Source organism: Paenibacillus sp. FSL H7-0690, assembly GCF_037980415.1.
In the GTDB taxonomy this organism is placed as follows: domain Bacteria; phylum Bacillota; class Bacilli; order Paenibacillales; family Paenibacillaceae; genus Paenibacillus_AQ; species Paenibacillus_AQ odorifer.
Map to the genome: position 1 here is coordinate 464626 of NZ_CP150281.1, position 12777 is coordinate 477402.

9 protein-coding genes are annotated in these 12777 nt (G+C 49.7%); all 9 read left to right on the plus strand.

Annotated elements, in window-relative coordinates; translation table 11 throughout:
- Positions 1-24 precede the first annotated feature (24 nt).
- The 9 genes from iolD to MHI32_RS02220 all read left to right on the plus strand — a co-directional run bounded on the left by iolD (position 25) and on the right by MHI32_RS02220 (position 12766).
- The gene (gene iolD, locus MHI32_RS02180) at positions 25-1989 is read left to right on the plus strand and encodes a 3D-(3,5/4)-trihydroxycyclohexane-1,2-dione acylhydrolase (decyclizing) (RefSeq protein ID WP_340011821.1); all 1965 of its coding nucleotides are present in this window, start codon (positions 25-27) and stop codon (positions 1987-1989) included.
- Between the two features lie 39 nt (positions 1990-2028).
- Positions 2029-2925 carry a myo-inosose-2 dehydratase gene (gene iolE, locus MHI32_RS02185; RefSeq protein ID WP_076278927.1) on the plus strand — a complete coding sequence of 299 codons (897 nt, stop codon included), beginning with the start codon at positions 2029-2031 and terminating at the stop codon, positions 2923-2925.
- A gap of 280 nt (positions 2926-3205) precedes the next feature.
- Positions 3206-5455, plus strand: a complete 2250-nt coding sequence (locus tag MHI32_RS02190; protein WP_340011822.1) for a helix-turn-helix domain-containing protein — start codon at positions 3206-3208, stop codon at positions 5453-5455.
- A gap of 377 nt (positions 5456-5832) precedes the next feature.
- A complete protein-coding gene (locus MHI32_RS02195; protein WP_340011823.1) occupies positions 5833-7443 on the plus strand; it encodes an extracellular solute-binding protein in 1611 nt (536 codons plus the stop codon).
- Positions 7444-7517: 74 nt separating this feature from the next.
- Positions 7518-8420: an ABC transporter permease subunit gene (locus MHI32_RS02200; RefSeq protein WP_038568353.1), complete on the plus strand. Its 903-nt coding sequence runs from the start codon at positions 7518-7520 to the stop codon at positions 8418-8420.
- Positions 8421-8445: 25 nt separating this feature from the next.
- Positions 8446-9318 carry a carbohydrate ABC transporter permease gene (locus MHI32_RS02205; protein ID WP_038568356.1) on the plus strand — a complete coding sequence of 291 codons (873 nt, stop codon included), beginning with the start codon at positions 8446-8448 and terminating at the stop codon, positions 9316-9318.
- Between the two features lie 34 nt (positions 9319-9352).
- A complete protein-coding gene (locus tag MHI32_RS02210) occupies positions 9353-10303 on the plus strand; it encodes a TIM barrel protein (protein WP_340011824.1) in 951 nt (316 codons plus the stop codon).
- Entirely contained in the window at positions 10303-10989 is a 687-nt protein-coding gene (locus MHI32_RS02215; protein ID WP_340011825.1) for a hypothetical protein, read from the plus strand. The genes MHI32_RS02210 and MHI32_RS02215 overlap by 1 nt, the downstream gene beginning before the upstream one ends.
- Before the next feature lie 28 nt (positions 10990-11017).
- On the plus strand, positions 11018-12766 hold the full coding sequence (locus MHI32_RS02220) for a hypothetical protein (protein ID WP_076192700.1): 1749 nt from the start codon (positions 11018-11020) through the stop codon (positions 12764-12766).
- Positions 12767-12777: the final 11 nt, after the last annotated feature.

A 12777-nucleotide genomic window follows, 5' to 3' on the forward strand; every position in this document is an offset into this window, starting at 1 on the left:
AAAACGGCGAAAGGGAGGTTTCACGTGGATACGATTAGATTAACGACGGCGCAGGCGCTGGTGAAATTTCTGAACCAGCAATATGTGGACTTTGGCAATGGACCGGAGCGTTTTGTACACGGTATATTCACCGTTTTCGGCCATGGCAATGTACTTGGACTGGGGCAGGCACTTCAGGAAGCGCCGGGTGAGATGACGGTCTATCAGGGGAGGAATGAGCAAGGAATGGTGCATGCGGCGACTGCCTTTGCCAAGCAGAGCCGCAGACGGCGAATCATGGCCTGCACCGCTTCGGTAGGACCGGGTTCAGCTAATATGCTGACAGCCGCTGCCACTGCGACGGCGAATCAGATTCCCGTGCTGCTGCTCCCCGGCGATACCTTTGCCACCCGTCAACCGGATCCGGTACTTCAGCAAATGGAGCACACCTACAATCTGTCGATAACGGTCAACGATGCCTTCAAAGCGGTGAGCAAATATTGGGACCGGATTTATCGGCCAGAGCAGCTGATGACAGCATTGCTGAACGCGATGCGTGTGCTGACTGATCAGGCAGATACCGGGGCAGTCACGATTGCGCTGCCGCAGGATGTGCAAGGGGAGGCCTGGGACTATCCACTTGAGTTCTTCCGCAAGCGCATCCACCGGATCGTTTCCCGTACTCCGCATCCGGATGAGCTTGCTGCGGCAGCTGATCTTATTGCCAGCAAACAGCGACCTCTGCTGGTCTGTGGGGGTGGAGTCCGGTATGCGGATGCAGGAATGGAATTACGTGCGTTTGCGGAGAAATTCGCCATCCCATTCGGTGAGACGCAAGCTGGAAAAAGCGCCGTGGCAAGCGACTGTGCCTACAATCTCGGTGGCATAGGAGTTACCGGGAATGGCTGTGCCAATGCGCTGGCCACAGAAGCGGATCTGGTGATCGGTGTGGGTACCCGGTTTACGGACTTCACGACAGGTTCGAAGAGTTTGTTCGCCCATCCCGAGGTGGAGTTCCTGACAATTAACGCTTCCCTTTACCATGCCTCCAAGCTGGATGCGCTGGCTGTGGTCTGTGATGCTGCCGAAGGTCTTAGAGCGCTGTCTACTACGTTGGAGGAGCGCGGTTACCGCACCGCTTATACAGATGAAATTGTAGTGGCAAAAAAGGCATGGGAAGTGGAAAGAAAACGTCTATCTGACGTGGAGTATACGGTGAATCAGGAGGCAGATCGTCCAGATCTTTCTTCAGTTTCCTTCATGCCGGAAGTTGCCGGACATCTTGACGAGAAGCTATCTGAATATGCGACGAAGTTGAACACTTCGCTGGCGCAAACACAGGTACTCGGGATCCTCAATGAATATCTTCCGAAAGACGCCATTGTGATAGGGGCCGCAGGCAGCTTACCGGGCGACATGCAGCGGATGTGGAATTCCACTGTGCCGGATACTTACCATATGGAATATGGCTTTTCGTGTATGGGGTATGAAATCTCCGGTGCACTCGGTGTGAAATTGGCGGAGCCGGACCGGGAGGTATATGCATTGGTGGGCGATGGCAGCTATCAAATGCTGCATTCGGAACTAGTGACGAGCCTTCAGGAGAACAAGAAGATCAACGTCATTCTGCTGGATAACATGGGGTTCGGCTGCATCAACAACCTGCAGATGGAGCAAGGACTGGATAGCATGGCGACTGAATTCCGCTACCGGGGCCCGGAAGGTCAGCTGAGCGGCGAACTGATAGGCATAGATTATGCAGCAAGTGCCGCGGGATATGGAGTGAAGACCTTTCGTGCGTCAACGGTTGAGCAGCTGCGTGACGCTTTGAGGGAGGCTCAGCTGCAGGATCGTTCCACCCTAATTGACATTAAGGTGCTGCCCAAGACAATGACACATGGTTACGGAGCCTGGTGGAATGTTGGTGTTCCAGAAGTATCCGGCAGTGAAGCCGTTCGGGCTGCCCACGAGCAGAAGCTTGAACAGCTTGGAAAGGCCCGCAGTTATTAGTATTAGTAATACTGTGAAACGGAAGGGGTAGAATCGATGATGTTCAAAGAACATGCGGTCAAGCTGGCGATTGCTCCTATCGCTTGGACTAATGATGATATGCCTGAACTGGGAAAAGACAATACCTTTGAACAGTGCATTAGCGAAATGGCGCTTGCCGGGTTTCAGGGAAGCGAGGTGGGCAACAAGTATCCACGCTCTCCGGAACGGCTGCGCCGGGCACTTGAGCTTCGTGGACTTGAGATTGCCAGCGCTTGGTTCAGCGCGTATCTGACTATGCGGCCATATGAGGAGACAGTGGAGGCTTTTTGCGCGCATCGTGATTTTTTATATGAGATGGGTGCGAAGGTGATTGTCGTCTCAGAGCAAGGACGGAGTATTCAGGGACAAATGGATACGCCGCTGTTTGCTAATAAACCTGTATTCACAGAAGCGGAGTGGGCCGCACTTGCCGATGGACTGGGTGGGCTTGGCCGGCTGGCTGCTGAAAAAGGTATGGCGCTTGTATACCATCATCATATGGGGACAGGGGTGCAGACTGGGGCCGAAATTGCTAAGCTAATGGAGCTCACGGAACCGGAAGAGGTGTCTCTGCTGTTCGATACCGGTCATCTAGCTTTTGCCGGTGAGAATCCCTTAGAGGTGTTGCGCATCCACTTACCTCGGATTAAACATGTCCATTTAAAGGATATACGTCCGGAGGTTGTTCAGCGTGTGCTGCGGGATCAGCTCAGTTTTCTCCAGGCTGTAAAAGCGGGCGCATTCACCGTACCTGGCGATGGATGTATATCCTTTGCGGATATTTTCAGCGAATTGGCAAGTTACTCTTATACGGGATGGTTTGTAGTGGAAGCGGAGCAGGATCCGGCACTTGCCGATCCGCTGGAATATGCGATCAAGGCGCGCCGTTATATCAGAGATCTGAGTGGTTTATAGGCCGAGGAGGGCTACCACTTGGTGCTTGGCGCTGCTCGGACAGATTTATATGCGGGGGTTCACGGCTATGGCTGTGCGCACCTCGCCTTTTTAATGAGCAGGTATAAAATACGAATGGCTTCGTTGGTCGGGCTCATGTTGTATGTGTTATAATGGCAGCAAATTAGGCGGAAGAGTTTCCATTTCCATGATGGTGCAGCCAAATATCTATGAACTACTCGTGCATTAACGGCTGAACCGTGGCCGGGTATCCTAACGGTTGTACAGAGGGGGTTATCTATTGTTCCGTTCCTGGTATCGCCGATTGCTGCTGTCCTATTTTCCTATTTTTTTGCTTACTGTGACGATACTGATTTTTGCCTCTTTTGTATTTATTAATGATATTTCACGAATGGAAACTAAAAAAGCGGACCGTATCACCGCCAGTTATCTTATGGATAATGTGGACCGAACGATCAAGGAAGCTGAACTGGCAGTGCTGGAGGCTGCTGAACGCAGCGATGCTTATAAACGTTATTTTAACAATCAAGGCCAGATTGATATGGCGACCGTCTACGCTGTTGCCCAGAATCTACGCAACCTGACGCGTGAATCGCCCTATATTCAGTCCATCTATCTTTATGACAAGAGAAATGAAAGCGTTTTAACAGAAACTGGATTAAAGGACCTTTCAGGATTTGTAGACGAGGATTGGATTGGCCGCATCACCTCCGGCTCTTTATCGGAAGGCTGGCAGCCTGTTAGGGAATACAAAGATGAATTTCAGCGCACGTCTATACGTGTGCTTACCATAAATAAAGGTATGCCGCTGCCCTTCGGTTCGGAGGGAGTGCTCGTAATTAATCTCAAAATGAGCGGAATGGAACAGATCGTCGACGGTATGGTCAATGAACAGTTGTCCTTTCTGACCATCTTTGGCGCAGATGGACAGGTGGTCTATCAGGCGCATTCGGACAGTGAGGGTGCCAAGAATGGGAAGCAGTTGAACACTTTATATATGGAAAGGCTTGGCTGGACGTTTACCAGCGGGATCAAAACGGGCAGTCTATTCAGCTGGGTGTCAGTGATTTCTTACCTTTGGGTAGCTATTGCCTTAGGTACGGTTGTGTGCGCGATTTTTTACCTGATCTATGTTACGCGGCGGAACTATAAGCCAATTCAGGTGATTATGAACCGGATTGAAGGTCATCAAATTCGCAAGCTGGACCAATCCAGCGACAGACCGGACGAAATGATGCTCATTGACGGAGTGCTGGAAGATCTAATCAACCATATGACGGATTATGATAAGAAAAGCAGAGAGAATTTGCTGTTACAGCGCAGCAAGCTTTTCAACGATCTCTTGCAAAGCGAGCGGTTGGACAATGTCGTTCAGCGGATGGAAGAGCTGTCGCCGCTCTCCGGAGCTCATTCCACAACCCGCTTTATGGTTGTGCTAAGCGAAATCAACCGCTACGACAAGGTTTTTCAAGATCGGTATACAAGGGGCGATCAGAACACGCTTAAATTTGCCCTGATGAATGTCTTTCAAGAATTGGCGCGGAGTGCGGAATTGCAAGCTTGGGCGGAGTGGATAGGGACTGACCGGGCGGCAATTCTCTTCCTGACCACAGGAAGTGATGAAGAGATGGCAGAGAAAATCCGTGTGTTCGCTGAGGACTGCCGCACCTGGGTGGAGCAGAACTTGCGCCTCTCCTTAAGTTTCGCTATCGGGCCAGTGGCGGCTGGGCCAGGGGAGATCCGGGATTCCTATGCGGCAGCGGAGAATGTGATGCAGCACAAGCTTTTAATGCACGAAGACATCGCTTTAACGGAATTTGGAGAAACGCGCCAGCCGCTTCTTGAGACATTCAAGTATCTACAAATGATTGCCGAGTTTGTTAAGCAGTTCCGGATGTCGAGCGGCCAATGGCGGGAACTGCTGGAAGGTGTTTTTGATGGTTTTAAACAGGATTATTTACAAGATGATGATATCCGCTCTCTAATTCAGGCCATGCTACAGATGCTGAGCCGGGAAGTGGCTGTCATGTCTGAGCAGCTGCAGGATGAGCTGTCAGCAGAAAATGCGGAGAAGCAACTGAAGCGGCTGGAAGAGGCAGAATCCATAGATGAAATGAAGGGGATTTTGTTTGAGTATTTGACTGATTTATTCCGCACTTATGTTTCTGTCAGTGAAACTAAAAGCTACCGGGCGATGGTAACCGAGATGAAGAATTATATTGAAGAGAATTTTACAAATCCCGATCTTTCCCTAAAGCATTTGAGCGACCGGTTTCAGGTATCCGGCAAATATGCCAGCTATCTATTTAAAACAGAATTTAAAATGAAATTTGTTGATTTTCTTACAGAGCTACGCATGAAGGAAGCCGAAAAGCTTTTAGTGGAAACGGAATGTTCGCTGCAGGATATCGCACTTCAGGTGGGGTATGCGAATGCAATTACATTCGGCAGGGTATTCAAACGAGTATTAGGAATCACGCCGGGTGACTACCGTTCTTTAAAGCGCGGGCGCGGGACCTCCAGACTATAGGCTGCCGACTTTATTAATCTAATAGCATGTGAACAATAGTTTTTATAACCGCATCTGTGCACGCTAACCTCTATGATGAGGGCGCGAACACCGATGCGGTCTTTATTTTCACACTTTTGAAAGCGGTTTATTCTACGAAAATGGTTGTATGGATAAACCGGAAGTCCGATTTTGCTGGGATATGAGCATCCGAAAGAGGTTTATTGTCAGACTGCCGGAATTCATGAAATACTGTGGGCATCCAGAACAACAAGCGACCCAGTAGCACGGCAGTAAAAAGCATCACGTGATATGGATTCCGCTGGGGATGGATAGAGTTAAGGCTAGGGGATCATAAATACACCATTAAAGCCTGCAAGGGCGAAGGGGATGGAAAAATGACAGTGAACGTACATCAAGGAGTTCTGAAGAAAGCAATCGGGATCGGATTAACCGCAATAATGGGCGTTTCTCTGCTAGCAGGCTGTTCCAATGATTCTAAAAACAACACAGCATCCGAGGGTGCCCCAGCCGGCGAAAGTGCCAAGCGCGTTACATTAAAGGTGGAAGTGTTTGACCGCGGCAACAGCCCAGCCCCTCATACCATTACCAATAACTACTTAACTAAACTAGTGCAGGAAAAGTTCGGAGATCCGAATAACATTGATGTAGAATTTGTACCTATCCAGCGTTCTGAGGAAGTTACCAAGCTGAATGTTTTGATGGCGAGCAATACGGATGTGCCCGATATCGTATTTACGTATGATTCCAGTGTGTTTTATCGGTATGCCCAGCAAGGTGGCTTGACTGATGTCGGAGAAATTCTCGATGAATATGGCCCGAATCTGAAAAAGTTTATTGGCGAGGATACGCTGGCGTTCGGCCAGCTTGAAGGTCAGCAGTATGCGATCCCTGGTAAACGGGCGATCACAGGCCGTTATAGCTCCTACATCCGTCAGGATTGGTTAGATAAATTAGGATTGCCTGTGCCAACGACGACCGATGAGCTGTACACTACTTTGAAAGCGTTTAAAGAAAAGGATCCGGGCAATCTCGGCAGCAAAAACATCCCGATGGGCATGGCACTGGCACCAGCCCAATTCGAGACGTTGATTTTCTCTTTCATGAAGCCGATCAGCGGCGATCTGACCTACAGCCAACGTTATGAGCTGCCGCTGCATGAGGGCTTTAAGGATGCCCTGCAATTTCTTAATAAGCTCTACAATGAAGGGATGATCAGTAAGGACTTCAGTCTGGACGAGGATAAAACACAGTTGGCCAAGGATATCCAGAACGGCAATGTAGGCTACTGGTCGGAGGATGTGGATGTCTTGTTCTATGCCGATGGTACCCTGGATAATCTCTACAAAAATGTAGAGGGAAGCAAGGTGCTGCCGGTAGACGTCTTAACCAACGCCAACGTTGATAACAAGCACATTAAATCCCGGTATGCCTCCAACGGCATGTACATCATGATTCCGAAGAGTAGTAAACGCGCCGTGGAAGCCGTTAAGTATCTTGATTGGATGGCTTCGGATAATAATCTGATTGCTATCCAAAATGGCGTTGAAGGTGAAAACTACGACCTGGTAGACGGTATTCCAGTGGCCAAAACAGATGTTTCCCAGGAGTTCGCCGATCGTCTATTTAATGCTGGCGACATGGCCATTATCTCCAACGGCAAAAACATCGGTGATCAGGCCACTAATGAAAAAGCATGGGCGCTGGGCTTTCCGGAACGTAACCGGGAGATGCTGACTCAATCTATCGCTATCGCCAACGCTGACACGGTGGGGCCGCTCGTCTTCGGCAAGCCGATAGAAGCGGAATCGCAATATGGCACAACGCTCAAAGATAAGCTCAACGTAATTATTGTAAAGACGGCAATGGCCAAACCAGAGCAGTTTGAAGCGGTTTACGAGCAGGAAATGAAAGATTACATGACTTTGGGCGGAACCAAGCTGAAAGAGGAACTGGAGAAGTCGTTTAAGGAACTTTCGGCTCAATAAACAAATATATAGTGAAAACCGGGGGGAGATGGTGCTGCGCTCCACCCGGTTTTTCTCCTTAGGAGGAAAACGACTTGAGCAAAGCGACATACTTTAGACGGTATTGGCAATTGTACGCGCTGCTTTCGCTGCCTATTATTTATTTCCTGATCTTCCGCTATGGTCCGATGTATGGTGTGCAGATTGCTTTTAAGGATTTCAATTTGTTTCAGGGGATTGGAGGCAGCGAGTGGATTGGCTTTGATGCGTTCCGCGAGGTTTTTGGAATGAGAGAGTTCTACACCACCTTGCGCAATACCTTTATGCTGAATTTTCTGGATTTACTTGTCTCTTTTCCGGCTCCGATTATCCTGGCGATTATGCTGTTCGAAATTCGTTCGGTGTGGTTCAAGAAAATATCGCAGACGATTTTGTATATCCCCCACTTTATTTCCTGGGTGATCATCGGGGGGATCGTATATCAATTGTTCGGCAACCAGTCCGGTATGGTGAACGGTGTGCTGGAGAGCTTAGGCCTTACTCCCATCCCGTTTCTGACTGAAAAAAATCCGTGGCTGATCACTTATTTATTCACAGGCGTCTGGCAAAGTGCCGGTTGGGGGACTATCCTTTATCTGGCGGCGTTAACCGGTGTCAACCGAGAGCTGTTTGAAGCTGCTGAAGTGGATGGAGCGACAAGGCTGAAGAAAATCCGCTACATTACGCTTCCCAGCATAAAACCAACCATCGTGACGCTGCTTATCCTCAATCTGGGAAAGATGGTCAGCATCGGCTTTGACCGCCCTTACATTATCGGTAACACTGCTGTGCGTGAGTATTCTGATGTGCTCAGTACCTTTGTGTACCGGGTGGGTCTAGAATCCGGACAATATACGTTGGCTACTGTAGTCGGATTGTTCCAGGCCGTGGTGGGACTGGTGTTTATTTTTGGCTCCAACTATATTTCGAAAAAAGTGACCGGAGACGGTATTTTATGATAAAGAAAGAAGGAGGCGGAGTGCTATGAGTGAACGTACCTCAAACCGGATATTCGATATCGTCAATATAACGTTTGTTGCCTTGTTCGTTTTGTTCTGCTTGGCTCCGTTTTTGCATGTGATTGCCGTGTCGCTTAGTTCCAACCGGGCAATTACTTCTGGAGAAGTAACGATCTTCCCCATTGAATTGAACTGGAATGCATACATTAATGTTTTTTCCAATAATGCGATGATCCGCTCTCTTGTCTTTACGGTTATTCTGACGTTTGCCACAACGGTGCTGTGTATGCTTTTCACTGTCGCAGCAGCTTATCCGCTGACCAAAAGAAAATTGAAGGGCCGTAAATTTTTTATGTATCTGATCGTTATCACTATGTTTTTCAGCGGCGGTATTATTCCTGAATATTTGTTGATCCGTGATTTGCATTTGATTAATTCGGTCTGGTCGCTTATCCTGCCAGGTCTGGTCAGCCCCTTTAACCTGATTATCCTGATCTCCTTTTTCAATAACATCCCTGCCAGCCTGGAGGAATCGGCCGAAATCGATGGCAGTTCCCATCTTCGTACCCTGATGAGTATTATATTGCCGCTATCCATGCCGGTTATGGCCACATTGGCGCTTTTCTACGCAGTGGGAAGGTGGAACGGCTTTCAGGATTCTTTGATGTATATCAATAATCCGGATTTGTATCCGCTTCAGCTCAAGCTGTTCCAGATGGTGCAGAACAACATGGTATCCGAACTGACACAAATGGAAGGTGCCAACCGGACCCCACTGACACCAGAGAGCCTAAAAGCGGCCACCGTTATCTTTGCAACAGTACCGATCCTTGCCGTATATCCATGGCTGCAGAAATATTTTGTCAGCGGTGTAATGCTTGGTGCCGTAAAAGGTTGAACCGTAAGCTGTAACAAGGGAGGAGAACATAATTATGGAGGACAAAGGCATATTTTCGTTCTCAACTTGCTGGAACATTAAGCGTCATTCCATCGGCAGTGAAATGCTGCGGGAAATCCGCGATCTGGGCTTTCAGCGAGTGGAGCTGAACTATAATGTGACTAAGGAAATGCTGGAAACGATCGAGCCGATGCTTGAGCGGGGGGAGATGGGGATCTCCAGTGTCCACAACACCTTCCCGCATGTGCAGGACTCCGATTATGGCACAGATTCCGTGCTGCTAGGTTTTGAGGATGAGGAGAAGCGGCAGCGGGCGATTGAGCTGCTGATTGGCTCGGCTAAGTACGCTCAGCGTTACGGAGGAGAAGCTGTTGTTGTGCATCCCGGTGAGGTACCCTTTCCAAATGATATCAGCAAAGAGCTGGAGCAGATTTATAACGGAGAGGGTAGAGATTCTAACGCTTATCGCAGCAAATGGGCGGAACTGATGGAGCGGCGGGAAGCCTATAGCGCCGGCTATGTGCAGAAAATTATTGAAAGCCTAGATGAAGTATGTAACCGGGCAGTTTCTGAGGGGCTAAACGTACGCTTTGGTATCGAAACACGTTCCAAACCGCAGCAGATTCCGACGCTTGCGGAAGCCAAAACGATTATTAAGGCGCTAAAAGGAGCACCTGTGGGCATATGGTATGACACCGGGCATGCCATTATGATGGACCGTTTGGGTTTGTACGACAGTGTGGCGGAAATGGAAGGTCTGATGGATGATATTGTAGGTGTTCACATTCATGAGACCATCGGTCTGTCTGATCACTGGTGCCCTTATGTAAACAGCGGGAATATGGAATTCTATGATGCTTATCTGCCGATGATTGAACGGGCGTGGGTCAAGGTGTATGAGCTGAAGGCAGCTTGCCAGCCGGAAGAAATTGCTGAAAGTCATCGGCTGCTTATGGCCAAGTTGGCGCGTAGAGGGCAGGTCTGATGTTGAACGATGAAGACCGTAGGTTAGCTATGAAGTATGCTCCGCGCTTATTATTCGATCAGAACGAGCCATTTTTTCCGGTACGTCTCGGTATAACGGTGTTGCGGCAGGAGGAGGAGTCTCCTTCCTTCCGGCGCCGTCTAGCTGTGAACCATCCGGATGTGTTGACCGTTGTAGAATACGCGATTTATTACGATTATGATATTCAGCATTTATATGATCTGGAGCATGTGTGGGTTTATATCGGTAGAGACGGGGAAGTGGTGGATGCCGAAGCGAGCTTTCACGGGAAATTCCTTAAAGCGCTGCTGCGCGGGGGCAGCAATCTAAGCGGGACACGGGTAGATCTATATGTCCAACCCGGCAAGCATGCTCTTGCCCCGTTCCCTGAAGTCTTTGAGCTGTTACCGGGATTCGCATCCAGTACACAGGATAGAGCAGGTGCGGAGGGTCTGATTTATGGCGACTTTTTTCACGGCATTCTGGCGTCCGATGGAGAAACTGACCGTCTTGTCCACCGTTATCTGCAAACCTGCCGGTTCACGCCTTCCCTGTCCTATTCGTGCTGGGAATATGCGGACCGGGAGGAATTGTTCGTTTCTTGGAATCAACTGTTCACGGAAATTCCTGACCGTATCCGACAAGAGCTGGCGCGGCTTCAGCTCCTGTTACCACCCAGACATTGAGCAGATTGTTAACATGGAGGGAAGTATAATGTATAAGCAACTGGTAGCCAGTAATGATAGAGCGGCAGTGGAGGGATTATCCCGGCAGGTGCTTGATCCGACGAGCCGCTATTATGGAGGGACAATAGATCCGGGTACTGGCGTTGCCTGGGTTAATCATACGACCGGCACACCAACCGATATGTGTTATTGGGGAGCGGCTCTGGTTAACCCGGATTCCGCATTCTACCGTGATGAGCTGCTGCTGGCCCGCCTGCTGCTGGCGACGGAGTTCGTGCTGCGTGCACAACATGAGGATGGCTCGATCTCTCCGGGCTGGACGAACTATCATTCTCCCCCGGATACAGCCTTTGTCATCGTCGGCTATGCTCAGCTATACCAACTGTTGGCGTCGCAGGATTGGGCGCCACTGCAACAGGTGCTTGATAATATGCTATTGTTTCTTAAGCGAACTATTCCCGTCATGCTTACAGGGGGCTGTCACACGCCGAACCACCGTTGGGTATTGTGTGCAGCACTGGGATTTCTGCATGAACTGTTCGGACTGGAGGAGGCTGTCCAACGGGCGGAACAGTGGTTGGCGGAAGGGATGGATATTACACCTGATGGAGAATGGACGGAGCGCAGCAACGGTATTTATAGTGCGGTCAGCGACATCATGCTGATTCATGCCGCTCGTCTGCTGGATCGGCCGCAGTTGCTGGAGCCAGTTCGTCTGAATTTACACATGATGGTCTATTTGGTGCATCCTAAGGGCGAAGTTGTGACCGATTATTCTGGGCGCCAGGATCTGGGGAGCTTTCACGACCTGTCTCCATATTATTTACCGTACGCTATTCTGGCCCGTTCCGATAAGGAGCCATTGTTTGCGGGGATGGCCGAATGGGCAGGCAGAGCACTGGAAAATCCGGGGGTCTGCTCTGTCAACGTACTTGTACGTATGCTGCTGGAGCCGGAGCTTCAGCAACCTTTTGAAGATTCGGCAGCTCTGCCTGTAAAATATGAGAAAATACTGAACGGCGATTTTCCGCGACACGGCTATCTGCAGGATATGGAGAAGTCCGGCCATCAAGGGCGAATTTACCACAGCCGGCTGCATACTGATTTCGGAGCACCGGTTGCGCGTTACAGGGACGGGAACACTAGCGTGACCTTAATCACGGAGACGCCGTCTTTTTTTGCACTCCGTCACGGTGCTGTCAGGCTGCTTGCAGTGCAGCTGGCTTCTTACTTTAATCCGGGATATGTCCCGATGCAGAAAATGATCAAACTACCTGACGGATACCACCTGTCAGGAGAACAAAAGAAGGGTTATTACGGTCCTGTAGAAGGTGAACTGCTTCCGCAAACATCTGGGGAGCCGGTAAGCCCTTGGTATCTGCTACCGCATCAGAGCCGCGCACTTACGCATGAACAGACATTCCGTGTGGAGACGGAGGTTCAACGCACGGACAGAGGGTGGACCCTCCGGTTGCATGCTGAGGAACCTACAGAGGTTATGACTCAGCTGTCTTTTATTTTTGGACGGGAAGGATGTTTCACATCGGGTGAATTGCAGGCTGTCGGAGAGGACCATTATCTCTGGAACGGCGGTAACCTCCGCTATAGTTGTGAAGAGGACTGGATTGAACTGTCAGGGGGCGAGCTTGGACATCTGGCGGCTACGGTGCGTGAGGCGAAGCTGCAGGATAACTGCAAGGCGGTGTTGGTCAATTTTATGACTCCGTTCGATAAGACGATTACGATCACTCTATCTCCTTCCATGATAAGAGAGTAACCTTTGCAACA

Excerpts from the sequence above, each read along its gene's own strand:
- iolE (WP_076278927.1), top strand. The coding sequence starts at position 2,029 with ATGTTCAAAGAACATGCGGTCAAGCTGGCGATTGCTCCTATCGCTTGG.
- MHI32_RS02215 (WP_340011825.1), top strand. The coding sequence starts at position 10,303 with ATGTTGAACGATGAAGACCGTAGGTTAGCTATGAAGTATGCTCCGCGC.
- MHI32_RS02205 (WP_038568356.1), top strand. The coding sequence starts at position 8,446 with ATGAGTGAACGTACCTCAAACCGGATATTCGATATCGTCAATATAACG.
- MHI32_RS02195 (WP_340011823.1), top strand. The coding sequence starts at position 5,833 with ATGACAGTGAACGTACATCAAGGAGTTCTGAAGAAAGCAATCGGGATC.
- MHI32_RS02210 (WP_340011824.1), top strand. The coding sequence starts at position 9,353 with ATGGAGGACAAAGGCATATTTTCGTTCTCAACTTGCTGGAACATTAAG.
- MHI32_RS02220 (WP_076192700.1), top strand. The coding sequence starts at position 11,018 with ATGTATAAGCAACTGGTAGCCAGTAATGATAGAGCGGCAGTGGAGGGA.